Consider the following 21496-nt stretch of genomic DNA (forward strand, 5'->3'; position numbering starts at 1 on the left):
TTTGGGGAAGCGAACTGTTGATCAGGGTATTTGATGAGCATATGAGGCTTAAGTCTTTATGAAAAAACAAAACCTGCTAAGTCCTTTCGCTATATTTGGATCCTTTGAAGATTCAAGGAAATTACTTATAAATTCGATAATAGTTCTTTTGACCGCCTTTTTTACAATTATGTATAACAGGCATGTAATATATGTGTCGGATACTAATTATATTGTGGCGGGCGTGGTCTATGCGTTTAAATATGTGCCTATCATTCTGGCAACTGCCCTTGGCGGGGCAGTTCCGGGAATGATGAGCGTACTTATCATTTTCTTCTATCAGTCCTTTATTTCCAGCAGTTTTTCATATCTGACGTTCATATTTCTTATAGTTGTAATTGTTGTTGATAACTTTACAAGAAGGGGCTTTTTTAAAACCTGGTTTAAAATGTCCGTTGTCATAGTTACGCTCCAGCTAATCACAGGTATTTTCTGGGGGATTATCCTGTGGCTGTTATCAGGCAAGTCTTTTAATACTATCCCGTTGATCAAACTCGTTTTTCTTTTTCTTAATGAGATGCCGGGGAGCGTTGTAGCCTGTGTCACAGTATATTTTTTATACAAGCATTTACTTGTTAAGCACAAGAGACTTGTAAATAACGGCATTTATTACATTCCGGAGGAGCTTCTGACGGAAGAAGAAAGATTTCAGCTAAACGGTCATTCCAAACTTGGAAAGGTTGTTATGAGGATCATAGTGTTTGAAGCAATTGTTCTTGGTATTTCTGCAGAGATTGCATCTAACACATTGGTTCCGACAATGAAGCATATTAATCCCAATAAGGCAGGCAACATAGTCATAGAAGAAGACTACAGCCATATTAATAATGCAGAGAAACTCGAGAGCAGGGTGAGTTTTAAGTTAAACAGGGATGCGCAAAGTGCAATAGCTTCAGAAGAGGAATACTTAAACGGATATGGCTTTAGAAATTCTCAGTTCAGTGTGAAGCTTGCCATGCTCATTTCAATCATTGTGATACCTCTTTCTGTATTTGTTAACCGCTACGCCCAGAGGAGGATTGCTGATCCTATAAGGAGTCTGTCCAAGGCTGTATCAAATATTTATAATTCAAATGATATTGAGATCAATCAAAAGGTTTCAGATGTTCATAATCTGGACATAGACACCAATGATGAGGTTGAAGAGCTGTACCATGCGATAGATCTCACCTTTTACAGGTTGATGGAATATATCGAGCTTGTTAAGACAAGGCAGAATATTGAGGATCAGCTCGAAATAGAGAAGTCAGCAAACGAGGCTAAATCAAGGTTTCTTTCAAATATTTCCCATGAGATCAGAACCCCTATCAATGCGGTTCTTGGTTTCGATGAAATGATCCTGCGTGAGAGCAGCGACGAATCTATCCTGGAATATGCCAAAGATATCCAAAGCTCAGGTAAAACTCTTTTGGCGCTTATAAATGATGTCCTTGATTTCTCCAAGATAGAAGCCGGGAAGATGGAGATAATCCCTGTAGAATATGAACTTAGCTCTGTAATAAATGACCTTGTTAACATGGCCAAGATGAGGGCAGCAGAGAAAAGGCTGGAATTTACAGTGGATGTTAATAAGGATATTCCACATATGCTGTTTGGCGATGAAGTGAGGATCAAGCAGTGTATTCTCAATATCCTGACTAATGCTGTCAAATATACAGAGGAAGGCAGTATAAACTTGAGCATTGACTATGAGGAGGCTCCGGAAGGAACTGCAGATGATACCTTGGAGGATGAGGTTAGTATAGATGACTATATCTTTTTGAAGGTCAGGGTAAAAGATACAGGAATCGGCATAAGAGAAGAGGATATAGAAAAACTCTCTGCAGCCTTCGAACGAATTGACGAAAAGAGAAACAGAACAATTGAAGGCACGGGCCTTGGAATCAATATTGTAAACAGCCTTCTTGCAATGATGGGATCAAAGCTTTGTGTTAAGAGCGTTTATGGAGAGGGATCTGAGTTTTCTTTTGACATTAAGCAAAGAGTTGTCAGCAGTGAACCCATAGGTGATTATGCGGATTCCTATAAGAATTCTGTACAGGATATGGACAGCTACAGTGAGAGCTTCCACGCTCCGGATGCAAGGATACTGATTGTTGATGACACCAAGACTAACCTCACGGTTATCGTAGGACTTCTCAAGCAGACGCAGATCCAAATAGATACAGCAATCAGCGGCTTTGAAGCTCTTGATCTTGTTAGGAATAATAAATATGACATTATTTTCCTGGATCACAGAATGCCGGAGATGGATGGTATTCAGACTTTCCATGCCATGAAGGAAATGGACAACAACGCTTCTATAGATACACCGGTGATCGCACTTACAGCCAATGCTATTTCAGGCTCGAGAGAGATGTACTATAAGGAAGGCTTTGATAACTACATGTCCAAGCCTGTGGATCCTGGTAAGTTAGAAGAGATGATACTGACTTATCTTCCTGCGGAAAAGGTGATACGGCCGGGGGATGAGGGCTTTGTATCTAACGCCATAGAAAATGATGAGGCTGAAAAGCAGGCCTTGCAGGAGCTTCTCAGAATTCCTGGAATTGATATTGAGATGGCCATCGAGAGATGCGGCTCTGCAGATGCTGCCAAGGATGTAATGAAAGATTTCTATATGGCTATAAATGAGCGGGCAAGCCTTATCGAGAGATATGAAAAAGAGGGAGATATCAAAAATTATACTATTTATGTGCATGGTCTTAAGAGCTCAGCCCGTGCGATTGGCGCAATTGAGCTCGGCGATCAGGCTGAATACCTTGAAAAATGCGGAAATGAAAATTTGACAGATGAAATTCATGAGTTGACGCCTGAGCTTTTGGAACTTTACAGAAGCTATTTATCCAAGCTTGAAATTTTAAATCAGGAAGATGATTCAAATAAAGAAGAAATTGATATTGAAGAACTTGAAAATGCATATGCTTCCATAAAAGAATTTGTTTCAGCATCTTTTTTTGACAGCGCGGATGATATTATGAAAATGCTCGAAGAATACAGAATTCCTGCTGCTTACAAGCAAAAACACGAAGAAGTAAAAAGACTTATGGCAGCGGTTGACAGAGATGGTCTTTTAAATATACTTTAATAGTAGCGTCAAAAATGAAAGGACTAAAAATGGATAAGCGCGTATTATTAATTGGCAATCATAAGAGTTTTATGGTTAATGCTATTGCCAAGGGACTTGAGAAGGAAGGCTATGAAGTGGTCAATTGCGGCCTTTCTGAAAGTGAAGTTAAGTCCATAGAGAACAGGCCTGAGATATATCTTTTATATCTTGGGGATATTAAACTTGAAGATTCGGATTTTCTTAAGTATATCAATGAAGCAATTGATTCTGAGAGATTTCTTTTATATATGATCGGTAATCAGGAGGAGCTTTCTCTTGGTGTTACTCTGATCGGCAAAGAGAAGATACAGGAGACCTACCTTCGCCCACTTGATGTCAAGATGCTGGCGGAGACACTTGATACTGTTGTGGATTATAGTGCAGTTGATGAGAATCTCAAAAAGAAGATCCTTATTATTGATGATGACGGAGCTATGCTCAGGATGATGAAGACATGGCTTTCTGTTAAGTATAGAGTTTACATGGCAAGTTCAGGCAAGATTGCTCTTACTTTCCTGGGGCAGAACCCGGTAGATCTGATCCTTTTGGATTACGAGATGCCGGTCATGAATGGTCCTGAGGTGTTAAAAGAGATCAGAAATACCCAGGCCATTAAGCATTTACCTGTTATTTTCCTGACTGCCAAGGATGATAAGGAAAGCGTAATGAAGGTTGTTTCACTCAAACCTGAGAAGTACCTCCTTAAGTCCATGCCCAAAGAGAAGCTTACCGGCGCTATTGATGAGTTTTTTAATCAAAAGGCCAAAAAAGCAAATACATAATACATCAAGGAAGGTAACACTAAATGATATCCAGGTTAGTAGACAGAATTGTAGACACAGGAGCACCTATTGTAGTGGGACTTGATCCCAAGCTTTCATTTATTCCGGACAGGATTAAGGACAAGGCTTTTGAGGAAAAGGGAGTTAGTCTCGAAGGCGCTGCAGAAGCTTTCTGGCAGTACAACAAAGAGATTATTGACAGCATTTATGACATTGTTCCAGCTGTTAAACCACAGATTGCCATGTATGAAGAGCTTGGCATCCCGGGACTTATTACTTTCAAGAAGACAGTTGAGTACTGTAAGGAAAAGGGTCTTATAGTTATCGGCGATATCAAAAGAGGCGACATTGGTTCTACTTCCGAATCCTACGCTGTTGGTCATCTTGGAAGCATCAAGATTGGCGAAGAGACCTTTAGAGGCTTCGATGAAGACTTTGCTACAGTTAATCCATACCTTGGATCTGATGGTGTTAAACCTTTCATTTCAGTTTGTAATAGAGAAGACAAGGGTATTTTCGTTCTGGTCAAGACATCTAACCCTTCAAGCGGCGAGTTTCAGGATCGTATCATAGATGGCAGACCTCTCTACGAGCACGTTGGAGAGCAGGTCGAAAAATGGGGACTTGAATCTATGGACGGTTCTTATAGTAATGTTGGTGCGGTAGTAGGTGCTACTTATCCTGAGATGGGCAAGGTTCTGAGAGAAATCATGCCTCATGCATACATTCTTGTTCCCGGTTACGGCGCCCAGGGCGGTAAGGGCAAGGATCTCGTACATTTCTTTAACAAGGACGGACTTGGTGCAATTGTTAATTCTTCCCGCGGCATTATCGCTGCATGGCAGAACGAGAATTACAAGCAGTTTGCAGATGGTCAGGTTGGAGACGCTGCAAGAGCAGCAGTCTTTCGATATGAAAAAAGACATTGCGGATGCACTTAAATAAAAAAATGTCGAAAGAGTCGCAGTTTTGCGGCTCTTTTTTTACGGCTAAAAATAGGTGTTGCACAATTTATAATATATAAAATGTGTTAATATAGGCGGTTTACGGTCATTATTTGATTGTAGACCGCTTCTTTCATGGGTATAATGTTGAATAAAGTGGACATTGGGACGAGGTTAGTGGTCCATTTTTGGGGAGCGTTTAGGATGAACAAGAAAATTCTTAATTCCAATCACTTAAAACTGATTGCCATAATTGCTATGACAATCGATCATTTCACGGATCTTTTGTATCCGAATTTTCCTGTAGAGCCATTGCCAGTTGCGCTCCATGTTATCGGGCGACTTACAGCACCTATCATGTGGTTCTTTATCTGCGAAGGCTATCACTATACAAGAGATGTAAAAAAATATATGCTGCGCCTGGGTATTTTTGCGATCATATCCCACTTTGCATATTGCTTTGGCTTCGGAATCGAGCTTAATCCGCTTAAAGGTGGCATCTTCAACAGGACAAGCGTAATGTATCCGCTGTTTATAGCGGTGGTTGTCCTGTATATCGGGGAACATGTCAATGTTCTAAAGACATGGCAGAAGTTTATTATTCAGTTCATTCTCGTATGGAGTGCCTTTCCTGCTGACTGGAGCTGTATTGCAGTACTTGCGATCGTTGATATGTATGTTCGCCGCGGCAATCTTGAGAAGCAGATGCTCAAGATTATCCAGTGGGTTACAGTTTATGCGCTTGTATCATACTTCTTTGTGAGCAAGGCTTATGCTTTTGTAATGCTAGGCGTACTGCTGGTATATCCTGTGCTTAAGCTATACAACGGCGAGCGTGGCAAGGCTAAATGGATGAAGTGGTTTTTCTATATTTATTATCCGCTTCATCTGATAATACTTGGAATTCTGAGAATTCTGATTTATGGAAATGTGAATATTTGTCTGTAAGAATTAATGAATCAGGGGACGAAGGTTTGTGGTCAAAAATGGACCACTAACTCCGTCCCCTAGGACCATTACCAAATGCCGCGAGGTTTTGCAGCTTGAAAAGTAGGAAAATGGGTTTCTACGTGAGTATCATCGATAACTATTATTATTTCACGTAGTTTTTGCATAAAAACAGGCTTGAATACGTGAGGAACATTGGGAAGATTGTAAAACTCACGTAATTCTACTGAAAAAAGCCTGAAAAATACGTGAGATACAGTATAAAAAGGATGAATTTCACGTAAGATCGGCCAAGATATAGAAAAGTGAGTTTATGATAATCACTAAAATCAGGAAAGATAGTTTTTACAATCAATTTAAATGTAAGAAAGTGTAACAAGGATGAAGCTTATAGAATTCAACCTCGATAGGGACTATGATGTAATTAAAAACTGGGTAACAGATGAAAGAACGCATGCTATGTGGTGCGCAAACTATTTCCAATACCCGCCTGAAAAAGAAGATTTTGCTAATGTCCTTGCAGCGAAAAAAGCGCAATACGGAGATACTGCGTATATAGCAGCTTTGGATGATGACAAGCCAGTGGGGTTCTTTTGCTACTCCAAAGATGACGAGACAAACAGGGGAATGCTCAAGTCTGTTGTGGTTGATCCTGAGTATAGGGGCAAGGGCGTAGCAGGAGAAATGCTACGGCTCATAGCCAAGCATTCTTTTGAGAAAACAGGAGCAAAATCTCTCTGGCTATGCGTGTTTCCGGAAAATGAAAGAGCAAAGAGATGCTATTTCAAGGCCGGGTTTAAAGAAAGTGGTACAACAGAGAATGCCTTTATTTACAAAGATGAATCATGGAGCAGGTGTAACATGGTATTAAAAAATGAGTATTACACAAGAGTACAGTAAAATATATCGAAAGGCATAAAAATGAAAAATTATGATGCAGTAGTTTTTGATATGGATGGAGTTATTTTTGACTCCGAAAGAGCAATCATGGAATGCTGGATAGAGCAGGCTGAGAAGATGGGCATGGAATTTATGGAAGAACATTTCCATGCTTGCATCGGTGTGAATCTTCAGAAGACACGAGAAATCATGCTCAAGGCTTATGGAGAGGACTTTCCTTTTGATGAGTTTGATAAGCAGGCTTCAGCTCTTTTCCACGCTAAATATGATGGCGGCAGGCTCCCAATAAAGAGCGGAGTTCGCGAGATCCTTGATTATCTTAAGAGTTCTAACAAGAAGATTGCCTTGGCGACTTCAACCAAGAAGACATCAGTTATCAGGCGTCTAAGTGAAGCTGGGCTTTTAGAATACTTTGATGAGATTGTTACGGGTGACATGGTGACTCACAGTAAGCCTCATCCTGAGATATACCTTTTTGCTTGTGAGAAAATAGGAGTTAAGCCAGAAGATGCTTATGCGATTGAGGACTCTTATAACGGAATCCGTTCTGCAACTTCGGGAGGCCTACGGACGATCATGGTTCCAGATATCCTTCCTGCCAACGATGAAATGCATGAGCTGGCGGAGACAATCCTGAATGACCTGAATGAGGTAATTGAATATTTAGATAAAATGTAAAGGGGAATATATATGTGCGGTGTATGTGAAAGAGTTAAGGAAACAAGAGAGGGCAAGAATCCATTTCTCGTAAAAGAACTTGAAACCGGCTATGTGGTTATTGGAGATTTCCAGCATTTTAAGGGGTATACATTATTTTTATATAAAGATCACGTTGTAGAGCTCTTTGACCTTGATGAGGAAACAAGAGCCAAGCACTTACATGAAATGACAATAGTTGCAGAAGCAGTTAAGAATGCCTTCGGCGCTGAGAAAATGAATTATGAGTGCCTTGGAAACGGCGAAGGAGGCGCTCACATTCACTGGCATCTTTTCCCAAGAAGAACTGGTGATATAGAGAATTACGGAAGTAACGGCAAAGGCCCAGTCTGGTGCTATCCAACTGAAAAAATGTACTCCGATGCTAACAGACCTTCAAGCGAAGAACTTGAGGAGATGAAAGCTAAGCTCCTTGTTGAACTGGACAAACTGCTTAAGTGAGCAAAATGATCCAAGGGGATGGGGTTAGTATTCTATGAGAAAAACAGGGAAGACATAATGAAAATATATTTTGCCAGACATGGACAAACTGATTGGAATATTCTGAGAAAAGTACAGGGAACCACGGATATTCCGCTAAATGAAACCGGGATGCTTCAGGCTAATGAGCTGTGCCAGTATCTGCAGGACAACCATATTTCTTTTGCCAAGATCTACACAAGCTATCAGATTCGTGCCAGGCAGACTGCGCAGATAATTGACTGGCACTTCCACACAGGCTTTGAGGTCGTAAACGGTTTGGAAGAGATGAACCTTGGCCTGTTTGAGGCACTAGACAATATCCTTGAACAATATGATACCTCTTCAGACCAGAACCTTTTGATTATTTCTCATGGCGCAGTTATTATGACTTTAATAGCTATGAACAATAATATTCCGTTTGAGCAATCGCACACCATTGCTGTTGAGAATGCAAGGCCAATTGAATTTACTATTGAAGAACTTTATGAGATAAAAAGACGTCTCAATTGAGAGGAGTATAAATGGAACAGAGAAAGTCTATGGAGGAGAAAAATGGTAAAAGTATTGTCAGATAGTACGTGCGATCTGTCGCAGGAATTGATTAAAAAATACGATATTGGAATAATTCCACTTTACGTAAGACTAGGAGATGCTGAATATTTAGATGGAGTCAATATTTATCCGGAACAACTCTACAAATGGTCTGATGAACATGGTGAGACGCCCAAGACGGCTGCACCTGGCATAGATGATATTTCTAAATATCTGGATCCGGCAAGCTCTGATGAGTACATCATATTTACTATCTCTTCTTCTATGTCAGCAAGCTATAACAATGTGAAGCTCGCCGCAGAAGATATGGATATGTCTGACAGGGTTCATGTCATTGATTCGGCAAACCTTTCAACAGGAATCGGACTTTTGGTGGTACGTGCTGCGGAGCTGGTAAAAGAGGGAAAAACTGCAGAAGAGATTGTTGCGGAAATAGAGGCTCTTAAAGGTAAAGTTCGTGCCAGTTTTGTTATAGATACCCTTGTATATTTGCATAGGGGAGGGCGCTGCTCAGGACTTGCTGCACTTTTGGGTACTGCACTTAAGCTTCATCCGCGCATAGCGGTAGCTGACGGTGCTATGCATCCGGAAAAGAAATATCGCGGATCAAGTAAGAAATATGTACTTGATTATGTAAAGGATATGGAAAATGATCTACGAAATGCAAGACCGGAGCGAGTATTTATAACCCACTCCGGATGCGATAGAGATATAGTTAAAAATGTAAAAGAATACCTGGAGGGCCTTGGAATTTTTGCCGAAATTCTCGAGACCAGAGCAGGAAGTGTTGTTTCATCTCACTGTGGTCCGGGTACTCTGGGCGTGCTGTTCATTGCTAGATAGTGTCTTACAGTAAAAATTGATACATAAAGATAAAATGGCAGAAGCTTCCGGCCATCACAAAAAGATGGAAGATCACATGAGAACCAAAATAAAGATGCCTGTTGCAGCCTGTAACAAAAAATATTACTTGATGTGCTATGAATGAAAAGGTATTATAATCAATGATTGGGTGACAAAGCATATTTAAGATTTAATAGTTTATAAATTGTTGTCGTGGATAAAGGAGGTTTTGTGGTATGGAGAGATATAAGGAAGAGTTTATCGAATTTATGGTAGACAGTAATGTCCTTAAGTTTGGAGAGTTTACACTTAAGAGCGGACGTAAATCACCGTTCTTTATGAATGCAGGAGCTTATGTTACAGGCTCTCAGCTTCGCAAGCTCGGTGAGTATTATGCCAGAGCTATTCATGATACCTTTGGCCTTGAGTTTGATGTTCTCTTTGGACCTGCATATAAGGGTATTCCACTTTCTGTAGTTACAAGCGTAGCTATCAGCGAACTCTACGGTAGAGAGATCAGATATTGTTCCAATAGAAAAGAAATCAAGGATCATGGAGATAAGGGTATCCTTCTTGGCTCCAAGCTTCGTGATGGCGACCGTGTTCTTATCATAGAGGATGTAACAACATCCGGTAAGTCTATTGAGGAGACTGTGCCTATTATTCAGGAGCAGGCTGACTGCGATATCGTAGGACTTATGGTATCCCTCAACAGACAGGAAAAGGGCCTTGAGACAGACATGAGCGCTCTTGATGAAATCAAAGAGAGATATGGCTTTAGCGCTAATGCTATCGTTACTATGGACGATGTTGTCAGCTATCTCTATAACAGACCTATTGATGGCGAAGTTATCATCAACAAGGATATTAAGAAGGCAATTGATGCTTATTATAGTGAGTACGGTGCCAAGTAATCTGATGAAATAGGTTGCAAACAGGAGGGAATCATAATGGACGAGCATACATATAAGGTACTTGGTGGAACAGGCGGACTTAACATTGCATTTGGAGTTATCTCAATAGTTGCCGGAATTGCAACAGGGGTTCTCCTTATCATCAGCGGAGCCAAGCTTCTTGGCAGCAGGAAGAGAATTATCATCTGAGCGATATAAGGAATGAGTAAATCCAGTTTTGGGCTTGCACAAAAAACAATCCGTATATCGCGGAGTAGTTAGTATATGTCTAAGAAAAAGAGTAAATTCAAATTTCACATTAAGAGACTTGAACCTGTCAGAGATAAGTACATGTTCACAGATAACAGACACCCTGAAAAAGGCATTATAAGTGCCGTTTTGGGGTGTATATCAGTGACCACATATGTTCTTGCTGTATTATTCACTTACAATAATGGTGGAGAGGCTCTAATACAATACGCCGCAGCTGGTTTTGTTGCGGCGATATTTTCTGTTGCGGGTCTGATACTTGGTATCATGTCCAGAACAGAAAAAGATATTTTTAAACTTTTTCCAAACCTGGGTATTATTCTTAATTCCCTTGCTGTTGCATTTGTAGTTTTTTTAATAGTGCTGAATTTCGTGGCTTGAATAGCCCAAGATGAGCATAATAGTTTTTAGAAAGAATGGTTTTAATATGAGCAATAACGAAGAATTGATTTATGAATTTGAGAGCGGAAAAGAAGTTCTCTCAGAGCGTTATCAGCTTGCGGTAGAAAGATTAAACAGCATGGCTGATGAGCATCTTTCAGATGAGAAATATGACAAGTACTTCCATTTTGTCAGAGATTTCCTTCTCATGGTGGATGAAGCCTATAGTTTCGTACAGGATGGATCATTTGACAAAGCGTCTATGGACGAGCTTGCTGCTCAGAACAAGAAGCTTTATCAGGACATTCTTCCCGAGAATTATGCAAATAGCTATGGAAATCCGACTTTTGCTTGTCAGGTTTTTGGAGATGATTTCGGACATCTTCTCTCAGCTCTTTACTATGAAGTAAGAGGCCTTATAGTATATGCATTTAAGGGAGATATGTTCAATCTTACTACAATGCTTGAACTTTTCCTTGAAGTATATGGCCAGTTTGTATCTGCAGACCAGGCCGGAAAAATTCCTGCATATGAGGAAGTCAGAAAGACTCTTTACTGGTATGGAAGCGACTACGCTGAGGAAATGAGACAGATAGGCTTTGCTGAGATGGTTGTTTCTGATACCAATTTTGTAAGAGATATCGTTACAAGTGCGGATCTTACAGATCTTCGCTATCTTTACAGATTCGGAGAATATGTAACTGATAATGAGATTAAGACAGCGCAGCATTTGAACAGCCTTACTCAGGAAGAAATAGATAAGCTTGCAACAACCTTTACAGAGGGTTATCGCATCGGCTTTGCCATGACCGGCAAGGATATCACTATCAAGAAGACAGCAGGTCTTCATTATAATCTTGGTTTTGAGAGAATGATCAAAAAAGCGATTGAGAATCTTGAGGCTATTGACCTTAAGTCTACAATTTCTCTTGCGCCAAGCAGTATTTTTGCTATATCTTCAACTTCTGCAAGAGGCGGATTCTATGGAGCTATTCCTAACAAGCAGTATGACTACGACCACAAGGAAGATGTAGCTCTTTTCCTCGACAGTAACTATGTTACACGTAAGCTTGAGGCGGCAAGGGCAGCAGGTGAGATGTACAAGAAGGAAGCCAGGCTTTTTGGCGGTCCTGCGGTAATAGAAGTATTTGGAGAAAAGCCATTTTCTCCAAGCACCAATGAAAAGGCATTAAGACTCTCCAAGGCTCAGCAGAAGATGCTCAGCGACTATAGAGTTCAGAACAGCCTTATCATGAATAATTACATCATCAACAAGGAGAGAAGCTTTACTATCATTTCGTTCCCTGTTCCTGAGATTGGTGACAACTTCAAGACTATTTTCGATGAGACAGTAAGGATCAATACTCTTGATTACAAGCTGTATCAGACAATCCAGCAGAAGATAATCGATGTTCTTGATGAAGGAAGCTATGTAATAGTTAAGGGCATGGGCGATAACCACACTCAGATGAAGGTTATGCTCCATGAACTTAGAGATAAGGCTAAGGAGACAAACTTTGAGAACTGCGTTGCAGATGTGAACATTCCTGTTGGAGAGGTGTTTACATCACCTGTCCTCAAGGGAACAGAGGGAACACTTCATGTTACAGGTGTTTATCTTGAAGGCCTCTACTACAAGAATCTTGAGATCAAATTTGAAGATGGATGTATCGTAGATTACAACTGCAGCAATTTCGACACAGCAGAGGAAGGCAAGAAGTATATTAACGACAACATTCTCTTTAACCATAAGACTCTTCCTATCGGAGAGTTTGCTATAGGAACCAATACAACTGCTTATGTTGTGGCTAGAAAATACAACATTGCAGACAAGCTTCCAATCCTCATTGCCGAGAAGACAGGACCTCACTTCGCTGTGGGAGATACCTGCTACTCTTATGAAGAGGATACAATTACATACAATCCTGATGGAAAGGCAATCATAGCAAGAGATAATGAGATTTCCATCAAGAGAAAGACTGATCCGGACAAGGCATATTTCAGTTGCCATACAGATATCACAATTCCATATGATGAACTTGGTGAGATCACAGTAGTCAGGGAAGACGGTGAGACCAGAACCATCATCAAAAACGGCAGATTTGTTCTCGAAGGTACAGAAGAACTTAACAAGCCTATGGATGAATAATTTGATAAATTGTGGCAAAAATATAGGTAGCACTAAATCTGGTGGTATGTTATGATACTAGGGATTTAAGACTACCATATATAAGTAAGATTTATAAAGTCCGTGGTCCTGAATATATGAGCACGGCATGTGTTTTATATTTGGACCACGGACTTTTTTATAAGATAGGAAATTCCTATCTTATAAAAAAGCTCTATGTATGCGCACTCGCGCGCTAGGAATATGTTGCATAAAATGCAACCGCGCTCGGCGCGTGAATGTCGCAAGCGACATTCATTTTCATATGCTAATGACCAAGAGTTTGATTATAACAAATATCATGGAGGAATATTATGGCACAAGTAGGAATTGTGATGGGGAGTGATTCTGATATGCCTGTTATGGCCAAGGCCGCAGACATTCTGGATCAGCTTGGTATCTCGTATGAGATGCGTATTATTTCAGCACACAGAGAACCCGATGAGTTCTTTGAGTACGCCAGAACAGCAGAGGAGAAAGGCTTCAAGGTGATCATTGCCGGTGCTGGTATGGCAGCTCACCTTCCGGGAATGTGTGCAGCTATTTTCCCAATGCCGGTCATCGGCATTCCTATGCATACTACCTCTCTCGGTGGTAGAGATTCCCTTTACAGTATAGTTCAGATGCCAACAGGAATTCCTGTTGCAACTGTTGCCATTAATGGCGGTGCAAATGCTGGTATTCTTGCAGCCAAGATACTTGCTACAAGCGATGCAGCACTTTTACAGAAACTTAAAAGTTATACAAACACGCTTAAAGAAAGCGTCATAGAGAAAGACAAGCGCTTACAGGAAACCGGATATAAAAATTATTAATCACTAAGTGATGGAGGAGTTATATTATGGCATTGGATTACAAGAAGGCAGGCGTTGATATTGAGGCAGGCTACAAGTCTGTTGAGCTCATGAAGGAGTACGTTAAGGGAACAATGAGACCTGAGGTACTTGGAGGACTTGGCGGATTTTCAGGAGCTTTTTCCCTCAGCAAGATAAAGGAAATGGAGGATCCGGTTCTTTTATCTGGAACTGATGGAGTAGGAACCAAGATTAAGCTGGCATTCCTTCTTGATAAGCACGACACCATCGGAATTGATGCGGTTGCTATGTGCGTTAATGATGTTGCGTGTGCAGGTGGTGAGCCATTATTCTTCCTGGATTATATTGCATGTGGCAAGAATATTCCTGAGAAGATCGCAGCAATTGTTAAGGGTGTTGCCGAGGGCTGCAAGCAGTCAGATGCAGCACTTATCGGTGGTGAGACAGCTGAGCACCCTGATCTTATGCCGGAGGATGAGTACGATGTTGCAGGCTTTGCTGTTGGCGTTGTTGATCGTAAGGATATGATCGACGGCAGCACTATCAAGGACGGTGATGTACTTATTGGTGTTGCTTCAACAGGCGTTCACAGCAATGGATTTTCACTTGTTCGTAAGGTTTTCGAGATGACCAAGGAGAGTCTTGATACATATTATGACGAACTTGGTGCTACTCTTGGAGAAACTCTTTTAACTCCTACGAGAATCTACGTTAAGATGATGAAATCTATCAAGAATGCAGGTGTAAGGGTTAAGGGCTGCAGCCATATTACCGGCGGTGGTTTCTATGAGAATATTCCCAGAATGCTTCCTGATGGAATTAAGGCAGTTGTTGAGAAAAACAGCTATGATATACCTCCAATCTTTACTCTTATGCAAAAGAAGGGACAGATTGAGGAACACATGATGTACAATACCTATAACATGGGACTTGGTATGGTCCTTGCTGTAGATCCTGCTGATGTTGACAAGACACTTGATGCTATTAAGGCATCTGGTGATAAGGCCTGGGTCGTAGGTAAGTGTGTTTCAGGCGACAAGGGCGTTGAGCTTATTTGAGCTCATCAGTATTGCAAGGGAGCCGGGTTATGAGAATAGCAGTTATGGTTTCTGGAGGTGGAACAAACCTTCAGGCAATTATTGATAACATTAATAGTGGCAAGATCACAAATACTGAAATTTGCCTTGTTTATAGTAATAATTCCAATGCTTATGCCTTAGAGAGGGCCAAGAAAGCCGGAATTCCTACGACAGTGATCAGTCCCAGAGACTATGAGCAGAGAGAGGATTTTAATAAGGCTCTTTTACAGCTTTTACAGGATGTTAATCCGGATCTTATAGTTCTCGCAGGGTGCCTTGTTGTTATTCCTGAGATGATAGTTGAGGCTTTCCCTAACAGGATCATCAACATACATCCATCACTTATCCCGTCCTTCTGCGGTCAGGGATACTATGGGATCAAGGTTCATGAGAAGGCTATCAGCAGAGGCGCAAGAGTTTCCGGAGCTACTGTTCATTTTGTAGATACAGGAACGGATACAGGACCTATTATCTTACAGAAGCCTGTAATGATAAGAGAGGATGATACTCCTGAGACACTTCAGAAGAGGATCATGGAAGAGGCAGAGTGGAAGATCATGCCGATGGCGATAGACCTTATCGCCAATAATAAAGTGCGTATAGAGGGGCAGAGGGTCTTCATAGACGGATATGAAGATCTTGATCTTTGAATATAGGGAATTTGAACTTGGAGGATAAAGGTATGAAGGTTTTGGTTGTAGGCGGAGGCGGCCGTGAGCATGCAATTTGTGAGGCTGTATCCAGAAGTAAGCAGGTTGATAAAATATACTGCGCTCCGGGAAATGGCGGAATTGCAGAGCTTGCAGAATGCGTTCCAATTACTCCAATGGAGTTTGATAAGCTTGTTTCTTTTGCCAAGGAAAAAGAGATAGATCTTACTATAATCGGAATGGACGATCCGCTTGTTGGCGGAATTGTAGATGTGTTTGAAGCAGAGGGACTTAGAGTATTCGGACCTCGAAAGAATGCAGCCATTCTTGAAGGAAGTAAGGCTTTTTCCAAGGATCTTATGAAAAAATATGGCATTCCAACAGCAGCTTATGAGACCTTTGATGATCCACAGGCTGCACTTGAATACCTGGAAAATGCCAAGTTCCCAATTGTTTTAAAGGCTGACGGACTTGCACTTGGCAAGGGAGTTCTGATCTGTCAGAACCTTGAAGAGGCTAGGGACGGCGTCCGTGAGATCATGGAGGACAAGAAGTTCGGAGATGCCGGAAATCATATGGTTATTGAGGAATTTATGACAGGCCGCGAGGTTTCTGTTTTGTCTTTTGTAGATGGTAAAACTTACAAGCTCATGTCATCTGCTCAGGACCACAAGAGAGCAGGGGATGGAGATACAGGCCTTAACACAGGAGGAATGGGTAATTTCTCTCCAAGTCCTTTCTATACCAAAGAGGTAGATGAGTTCTGCCGTAAGAATATTTATGGCAAGACCGTTGAAGCTATGGCAGCAGAAGGCAGAGAATTTAAGGGAGTTATTTTCTTTGGACTTATGTTAACTCCGGATGGACCTAAGGTTTTAGAGTATAATGCAAGATTTGGTGACCCTGAAGCTCAGGTAGTGCTTCCAAGACTAAAAACTGATATAATTGACGTGATGAATGCTTGCATCGATGGCAGGCTTGATGAGATAGACATGGATTTCGAGGACAAGGCAGCTGTATGTGTTGTTCTTGCAAGTGACGGCTATCCTGTCAGCTACGAGAAGGGCAAGCTTATCACGGGGCTTGACAATTTCAAGGGTAAGGATGGATACTATTGTTTCCACGCAGGAACTAAGGCGACTGCTGATGGAATTGTCACAAACGGAGGCAGAGTCCTTGGCATAACTGCTAAGGGCGATACTCTTGCTGAGGCCAGGGCCAAGGCATATGAAGCTACCCAGTGGGTAGACTTCGAAAATAAGTACATGCGTCATGATATAGGAAAGGCTATTGATGACGCCAAGGAGGTATGAATATGAATAAGTTGGGCAGGAAAATAGCGGGTCTTGTGCTTGCTGCAGGGGTTGCTTTATCGGTTTTTGCAGGTACATCACTTGATGCTTATGCTTATACTCAGACAACCGGGAAGGTAACATCAGACAATGTAAAAGTCAGAGAATCTGCCAGCACGACAGCCAAGCAGGTTTCATCTCTTAAAAATGGGGATTCTGTAGACATTGTTGATGAGTCCAAGGATGCATCCGGTTACGTTTGGTACAAGATTTATGTTAACAAGAATGAGTTTGGCTATGTCAGAAGTGATCTTGTCAGCAAGGCTGGCGGATCATCATCAAGCTCAGGAACAACATCCAACAGTTCAGCAGCTTCACTTCCGGAGACTGCAGTAACAGCAGTTGAGCAGAAGTCAGCTACAATTATCACAGATAGTGTTAATGTCCGCAGCGGAGCAGGAACAAGCTATGATTCAGTTGGCAAGGCTACTAAGGGCGAGACAGTAACTATTACCGGAGAAGCTACAGGAACAGATAATAAAACCTGGTATAAAGTTACTTTTGGTGCTAATAGCAAGGAAGGCTTTGTCAGAAGTGACCTTGTAGAAATATCTGAGGCAGTTGCCGTTGAAGTTACAGAAGGCGGAGAGGCACCTGCCGAGGGCGGTGAAAATGCAGAAGTAGCCGAAGGTGGCGAAGCAACAGAAGAAGTAAGCGTAGAAAGCCAGCAGCCTGCAGTAAGTCAGGATCAGGGTGATGGTAAGTATTCACTTAAGTATATTGCAGGCGATGATGGCAACTCTGTTTGGTATCTGTATGATAACGAGGGTGGCTATCGAGTTGTAGTTGATGAACTTATTGCAGCTGCTCAGAGCGCAGAGGCTGTCAATAAGCTTCGCAAGCAGGTTGGCACTTTCAAGAAGGTTGCAATCGCTCTTGGAGCTCTTTCTGTAGTTCTGCTTGCTGCAGTTCTTTTCCTTGTTCTTAAGTTAAGAGACTCTCTTTATTACGAAGAGGAAGAAGAGGAAGAGTATGACAGATACGACAACAGACGAAAGCCTGATAATTCTCCAGCTCGCAGACCATCAAGGGATGAGGATGAAGAGGAATCTGAGAGACCTGTCAGAAGATCTGCTGATAGAGACCGTGAAGTAAGACCTGTCAGAAGAGAGAACAGAGATGTTTCTGAGGCACGTCCTACAAGACGTTCAGTAGAAGAGAGAACAGTAAGACCATCCAGAAGAGATCCTGAGGATGATATGGATGCACGTCCATCCAGAAGAACTGAGAGAAATGAGGATGTGGATGTGGAGAGACCATCCAGAAGATCTATGCGTGATGCAGATGATCGCCCATCCAGAAGAGTTTCTGAGGACAGACAGAGTGCTTCTGCAAAAGAAGAGGCTCCTAAGCGCCGCGCTCGTAACTTTATTGGAGACGATGACGATTTTGAGTTTGAGTTCCTTGATCTTGATGACTAAAGTTTAATAAATTTTTATAAAGAAGTCTTAAGCCTGTGAGAGCAATGCTTTCACAGGCTTTTTCTATTGTGAACGATACCTTGCATAAACTGTAATATTTGTTATACTAAAGATGTCACAGAAAGGAGGGCCAGTATGATCATAGAGATAGATTTTAACAGTGATGAAGCTATTTATGTACAGTTGTGTAACCAGATCATATTGGGCATTGCAACATCCCAGTTCAGAGAGGGAGAGCAGCTTCCCAGCGTGAGACAGCTGGCTGAGACAATTGGTATCAATATGCACACTGTCAACAAGGCGTATTCTATTTTGCAGCAGGAAGGCTTTGTCAAGATTGACAGAAGACGTGGCGCTATAATTGCCATAGATATTGACAGATTGCAGGCTCTTTCGGAGGCCCAGTCAGAACTGGCTGTCGTGCTTGCAAGAGCTATATGTAAGGGAATAGGCAGGGATGATATTCATGCCCTGGTGGACAAGCTGTATGACAATTATGAGCAGAGTATGTAGGAATGCCATATGTCGCATAGCATAAGATAATGACGAAAGGAATAAATGTATGGAATCCAGGTTTACAGTAATGGCGGCAGACGCGCTCAAGCTTGCTAAGCGCACAGCCAGAAGTCTTAAACTCAATTATGTGGGTACAGAGCATATCCTCATGGGTCTTATTTTGGAAGATGGAAGTGTGGCTTCCAGAATCCTTATAGATAATGGAATTGATGAGAACAGGATGATGGATATGATAAGGGATCTTATCGTTCCTGACTCCAGCGTACGTACCCTTGATAAAGATGGTTTTTCTCCAAGAGCTGAGAAGGTTTTGGAGGAAGCACACAGGATGGCAGAACGTTTCCATGCTGACAAGACAGGTACAGAGCATATTCTTCTTGCTCTTATCAGAGAGGGTGAGAATGTAGCTGTCAGACTTATCAGTACGCTCAATGTTCCTGCCCAGAAGATATACGCAGAGACACTTGCTGCCATGGGAGAGGACCCTAACCTTGTTAAGGAGGACCTTGGCAAAAAAGCTGCTCCCAAGTCCGGCAAGAAGGCTTCAATTCTTGCACAGTATAGCCGTGATATGACTGCACTTGCTCTTGAGAATAAGCTTGATCCGGTTATCGGAAGAGAAAGAGAGATAAAGAGAGTTATCCAGATTCTCTCAAGGCGTACCAAGAATAATCCATGTCTTATCGGAGAACCCGGTGTTGGTAAGACTGCTGTAGTAGAGGGACTTGCACAGCGTATTGCAGCCGGTGATGTTCCGCTTACTGTTCAGAATAAGAGACTTGTAACTCTGGACCTTTCAGGAATGATAGCAGGTTCCAAGTACAGAGGCGAATTCGAAGAGAGGATCAAGAAGGTCATCAAAGAGGTTTCCGAGGATGGCAATATTATTCTTTTTGTAGATGAGATGCATACACTTATCGGAGCAGGCGGAGCAGAGGGTGCAATTGATGCTTCCAATATTCTCAAGCCTTCACTTGCAAGAGGCGAGATTCAGATGATTGGTGCAACGACTATTACTGAATATCGCAAATATGTTGAGAAGGATGCAGCTCTTGAGCGTAGATTCCAGCCTGTAAATGTAGATGAACCTACCAAGGAAGAAGCTACTGAAATCCTAAAGGGAATCGTCAGCAAGTATGAGGATCATCACAAGGTTACTATAACACCTGAAGCTATAAAGGCTGCTGTAGATCTTTCAGAGAGATATATCAATGACAGAAACCTGCCTGACAAGGCTATTGATCTTATAGATGAGGCTGCAAGTGCAGTCAGACTCCGCACTATGGGCGTTTCACCCAAGGTGAAGGAAATCGAGGAAACTATCAGAAATACTGATATAGAGATTGAGAATGCTCTCAAGAACAGTGACTTTATCAGGGCCGGAGAGCTTAACAAGCAGCAGAATCAGCTTCTTGGCAAGTTATCAAGGGTCAAGAATGCAGAAAAGAAAAAACAGCTCAGCGCAGGCTTTATCGTTAATGAGAATGATATAGCAGAGGTAGTTGCTGAGTGGACCAGAATTCCGGTTAAGAAGATTGCAGAGAAAGAGTCTGAGAAGCTTCTTAAGCTTGAATCTGTTCTTCATAAGAGGGTGATCGGCCAGGAAGACGCAGTCAAGGCTGTTTCCAAGGCTATCAGGAGAGGAAGAGTAGGCCTTCAGGATCCTAACAGACCTATAGGTTCATTCCTGTTTTTGGGACCTACAGGTGTAGGTAAGACAGAACTTTCCAAGGCACTTGCCGAGGCTATGTTCGGCGATGAGAATGCACTTATCAGAGTTGATATGTCTGAGTATATGGAAGGCCATTCGGTATCCAAGATGATCGGATCACCTCCAGGATACGTTGGATTTGATGATGGAGGACAGCTTTCTGAGAAGGTCAGAAGACATCCTTATTCAGTAATCCTTTTTGACGAGATTGAGAAGGCACATCCTGATATCTTCAATGTGCTTTTACAGGTTCTTGATGATGGACATATCACAGATTCCAAGGGTAGAAAGGTCAGCTTCAAGAATACTATTCTTATCATGACTTCAAATGTTGGAGCTCAGAAGATTGTGGACCCCAAGAAGCTCGGTTTTGGCGCAGGCCAGGATGCCAAGAAAGATTACGAGGACATGAAGTCGGGAGTTATGGAAGAGGTCAAAAAGCTCTTTAAGCCTGAATTCATCAACCGTATTGATGAGATAATGGTATTCCATACTCTGACTGAAAAAGAGATGATGGATATTGTAACTCTTTTGTCTCAGAATCTTAGCAAGAGATGCAAGACTCAGATGGGAATTGATCTGACAATCACACCTGCGGTTAAAAAGTATCTTGTTGCCAAACATTCAGATGCCAAGATGGGTGCAAGACCTCTTAAGAGAGCTATTCAGTCAACTATAGAGGATGCTATGGCTGAGGAGCTTCTGCGTGGTAATATCAAACCTGAGACTGCTGTTACTGTAGGGCTTAAGGATGAGAAGATCATTTTTACCACTAATGAGGGTAAAACATCAGTTAAAAAGGCAAATATCAAGACAACCAAGACTTCCAGAACAGCCAAGGCCAAGGTGAGTGTTTCTACCAAAAAGCCGGCTAAAAAAACTGTAAAAAAGAAGAAGTAAAATTTAAAAATATTTAATTTTAAATACAAGGGTAATGCATTATAA

The 21496-nt window shown here is 41.7% G+C and carries 20 protein-coding genes and 1 pseudogene; 20 read left to right on the forward strand and 1 reads right to left on the reverse strand.

All coding sequences use genetic code 11. The features are described 5' to 3' along the window. The first annotated feature begins 58 nt into the window (after positions 1 to 58). From BPR_RS19620 to BPR_RS04420, 9 genes are all read left to right on the forward strand, one after another. Positions 59 to 3127 (forward strand): response regulator, encoded by a 3069-nt coding sequence (locus BPR_RS19620; protein WP_013280252.1) that lies wholly within the window; start codon positions 59 to 61, stop codon positions 3125 to 3127. A gap of 14 nt (positions 3128 to 3141) precedes the next feature. Beyond that, positions 3142 to 3930 (forward strand): response regulator, encoded by a 789-nt coding sequence (locus BPR_RS04385; protein ID WP_013280253.1) that lies wholly within the window; start codon positions 3142 to 3144, stop codon positions 3928 to 3930. Between the two features lie 23 nt (positions 3931 to 3953). After that, the gene (pyrF, locus tag BPR_RS04390; RefSeq protein ID WP_013280254.1) at positions 3954 to 4871 is read left to right on the forward strand and encodes an orotidine-5'-phosphate decarboxylase; all 918 of its coding nucleotides are present in this window, start codon (positions 3954 to 3956) and stop codon (positions 4869 to 4871) included. Between the two features lie 207 nt (positions 4872 to 5078). Then, positions 5079 to 5822, forward strand: a complete 744-nt coding sequence (locus BPR_RS04395; protein ID WP_042256535.1) for a TraX family protein — start codon at positions 5079 to 5081, stop codon at positions 5820 to 5822. A 381-nt stretch (positions 5823 to 6203) separates the two neighbouring features. Beyond that, a complete protein-coding gene (locus tag BPR_RS04400; protein ID WP_013280256.1) occupies positions 6204 to 6722 on the forward strand; it encodes a GNAT family N-acetyltransferase in 519 nt (172 codons plus the stop codon). Positions 6723 to 6743: 21 nt separating this feature from the next. Further along, on the forward strand, positions 6744 to 7400 hold the full coding sequence (locus tag BPR_RS04405) for an HAD family hydrolase (RefSeq protein ID WP_013280257.1): 657 nt from the start codon (positions 6744 to 6746) through the stop codon (positions 7398 to 7400). Positions 7401 to 7412: 12 nt separating this feature from the next. Next, entirely contained in the window at positions 7413 to 7880 is a 468-nt protein-coding gene (locus BPR_RS04410; RefSeq protein ID WP_013280258.1) for an HIT family protein, read from the forward strand. Positions 7881 to 7937: 57 nt separating this feature from the next. Further along, on the forward strand, positions 7938 to 8411 hold the full coding sequence (locus tag BPR_RS19625) for a phosphoglycerate mutase family protein (protein ID WP_052301794.1): 474 nt from the start codon (positions 7938 to 7940) through the stop codon (positions 8409 to 8411). Between the two features lie 42 nt (positions 8412 to 8453). Beyond that, on the forward strand, positions 8454 to 9296 hold the full coding sequence (locus tag BPR_RS04420) for a DegV family protein (protein WP_013280260.1): 843 nt from the start codon (positions 8454 to 8456) through the stop codon (positions 9294 to 9296). Between the two features lie 4 nt (positions 9297 to 9300). Here the strand turns inward: BPR_RS04420 and BPR_RS21605 are convergent. Continuing rightward, positions 9301 to 9399: pseudogene (locus BPR_RS21605) on the reverse strand (PAQR family membrane homeostasis protein TrhA); the annotation flags it as partial. Positions 9400 to 9532: 133 nt separating this feature from the next. Here BPR_RS21605 and pyrE point away from each other — a divergent pair. The 11 genes from pyrE (at position 9533) to BPR_RS04475 (ending at position 21451) form a co-directional block, all read left to right on the forward strand. After that, on the forward strand, positions 9533 to 10210 hold the full coding sequence (gene pyrE, locus BPR_RS04425) for an orotate phosphoribosyltransferase (protein WP_013280261.1): 678 nt from the start codon (positions 9533 to 9535) through the stop codon (positions 10208 to 10210). A 36-nt stretch (positions 10211 to 10246) separates the two neighbouring features. Continuing rightward, positions 10247 to 10399: a hypothetical protein gene (locus BPR_RS20950; RefSeq protein ID WP_013280262.1), complete on the forward strand. Its 153-nt coding sequence runs from the start codon at positions 10247 to 10249 to the stop codon at positions 10397 to 10399. A gap of 75 nt (positions 10400 to 10474) precedes the next feature. Continuing rightward, on the forward strand, positions 10475 to 10840 hold the full coding sequence (locus BPR_RS04435) for a DUF6142 family protein (RefSeq protein ID WP_013280263.1): 366 nt from the start codon (positions 10475 to 10477) through the stop codon (positions 10838 to 10840). A 46-nt stretch (positions 10841 to 10886) separates the two neighbouring features. Further along, positions 10887 to 12989, forward strand: a complete 2103-nt coding sequence (locus tag BPR_RS04440; protein ID WP_042257603.1) for an aminopeptidase — start codon at positions 10887 to 10889, stop codon at positions 12987 to 12989. Between the two features lie 332 nt (positions 12990 to 13321). After that, complete coding sequence (gene purE / locus BPR_RS04445; protein WP_013280265.1) at positions 13322 to 13822, forward strand: 5-(carboxyamino)imidazole ribonucleotide mutase; 501 nt, start codon at positions 13322 to 13324, stop codon at positions 13820 to 13822. Between the two features lie 32 nt (positions 13823 to 13854). Then, positions 13855 to 14880 (forward strand): phosphoribosylformylglycinamidine cyclo-ligase, encoded by a 1026-nt coding sequence (purM, locus tag BPR_RS04450; RefSeq protein ID WP_042257605.1) that lies wholly within the window; start codon positions 13855 to 13857, stop codon positions 14878 to 14880. Positions 14881 to 14909: 29 nt separating this feature from the next. Further along, positions 14910 to 15551, forward strand: a complete 642-nt coding sequence (purN, locus tag BPR_RS04455) for a phosphoribosylglycinamide formyltransferase (RefSeq protein ID WP_013280267.1) — start codon at positions 14910 to 14912, stop codon at positions 15549 to 15551. Positions 15552 to 15583: 32 nt separating this feature from the next. Next, on the forward strand, positions 15584 to 16864 hold the full coding sequence (purD, locus tag BPR_RS04460; protein WP_013280268.1) for a phosphoribosylamine--glycine ligase: 1281 nt from the start codon (positions 15584 to 15586) through the stop codon (positions 16862 to 16864). Positions 16865 to 16866: 2 nt separating this feature from the next. Beyond that, a complete protein-coding gene (locus tag BPR_RS04465) occupies positions 16867 to 18324 on the forward strand; it encodes an SH3 domain-containing protein (protein ID WP_042256538.1) in 1458 nt (485 codons plus the stop codon). Positions 18325 to 18459: 135 nt separating this feature from the next. Next, positions 18460 to 18837 carry a GntR family transcriptional regulator gene (locus tag BPR_RS04470; protein ID WP_013280270.1) on the forward strand — a complete coding sequence of 126 codons (378 nt, stop codon included), beginning with the start codon at positions 18460 to 18462 and terminating at the stop codon, positions 18835 to 18837. A 49-nt stretch (positions 18838 to 18886) separates the two neighbouring features. Beyond that, the gene (locus tag BPR_RS04475) at positions 18887 to 21451 is read left to right on the forward strand and encodes an ATP-dependent Clp protease ATP-binding subunit (RefSeq protein ID WP_013280271.1); all 2565 of its coding nucleotides are present in this window, start codon (positions 18887 to 18889) and stop codon (positions 21449 to 21451) included. Positions 21452 to 21496 lie beyond the last annotated feature (45 nt).

This window comes from Butyrivibrio proteoclasticus B316 (assembly GCF_000145035.1).
Classification (GTDB): Bacteria; Bacillota; Clostridia; order Lachnospirales; family Lachnospiraceae; genus Butyrivibrio; species Butyrivibrio proteoclasticus.

Bases quoted from the DNA above. Each gene is read 5' to 3' on its own strand.
- BPR_RS04410 (WP_013280258.1), top strand. From the start codon at position 7,413: ATGTGCGGTGTATGTGAAAGAGTTAAGGAAACAAGAGAGGGCAAGAAT.
- BPR_RS20950 (WP_013280262.1), top strand. From the start codon at position 10,247: ATGGACGAGCATACATATAAGGTACTTGGTGGAACAGGCGGACTTAAC.
- purN (WP_013280267.1), top strand. From the start codon at position 14,910: ATGAGAATAGCAGTTATGGTTTCTGGAGGTGGAACAAACCTTCAGGCA.
- BPR_RS04420 (WP_013280260.1), top strand. From the start codon at position 8,454: ATGGTAAAAGTATTGTCAGATAGTACGTGCGATCTGTCGCAGGAATTG.
- BPR_RS04440 (WP_042257603.1), top strand. From the start codon at position 10,887: ATGAGCAATAACGAAGAATTGATTTATGAATTTGAGAGCGGAAAAGAA.
- BPR_RS19620 (WP_013280252.1), top strand. From the start codon at position 59: ATGAAAAAACAAAACCTGCTAAGTCCTTTCGCTATATTTGGATCCTTT.
- BPR_RS04470 (WP_013280270.1), top strand. From the start codon at position 18,460: ATGATCATAGAGATAGATTTTAACAGTGATGAAGCTATTTATGTACAG.
- BPR_RS04385 (WP_013280253.1), top strand. From the start codon at position 3,142: ATGAAAGGACTAAAAATGGATAAGCGCGTATTATTAATTGGCAATCAT.
- pyrE (WP_013280261.1), top strand. From the start codon at position 9,533: ATGGAGAGATATAAGGAAGAGTTTATCGAATTTATGGTAGACAGTAAT.
- BPR_RS04400 (WP_013280256.1), top strand. From the start codon at position 6,204: ATGAAGCTTATAGAATTCAACCTCGATAGGGACTATGATGTAATTAAA.
- pyrF (WP_013280254.1), top strand. From the start codon at position 3,954: ATGATATCCAGGTTAGTAGACAGAATTGTAGACACAGGAGCACCTATT.
- purE (WP_013280265.1), top strand. From the start codon at position 13,322: ATGGCACAAGTAGGAATTGTGATGGGGAGTGATTCTGATATGCCTGTT.
- BPR_RS19625 (WP_052301794.1), top strand. From the start codon at position 7,938: ATGAAAATATATTTTGCCAGACATGGACAAACTGATTGGAATATTCTG.
- purD (WP_013280268.1), top strand. From the start codon at position 15,584: ATGAAGGTTTTGGTTGTAGGCGGAGGCGGCCGTGAGCATGCAATTTGT.
- BPR_RS04405 (WP_013280257.1), top strand. From the start codon at position 6,744: ATGAAAAATTATGATGCAGTAGTTTTTGATATGGATGGAGTTATTTTT.
- BPR_RS04395 (WP_042256535.1), top strand. From the start codon at position 5,079: ATGAACAAGAAAATTCTTAATTCCAATCACTTAAAACTGATTGCCATA.
- BPR_RS04465 (WP_042256538.1), top strand. From the start codon at position 16,867: ATGAATAAGTTGGGCAGGAAAATAGCGGGTCTTGTGCTTGCTGCAGGG.
- BPR_RS04435 (WP_013280263.1), top strand. From the start codon at position 10,475: ATGTCTAAGAAAAAGAGTAAATTCAAATTTCACATTAAGAGACTTGAA.
- BPR_RS04475 (WP_013280271.1), top strand. From the start codon at position 18,887: ATGGAATCCAGGTTTACAGTAATGGCGGCAGACGCGCTCAAGCTTGCT.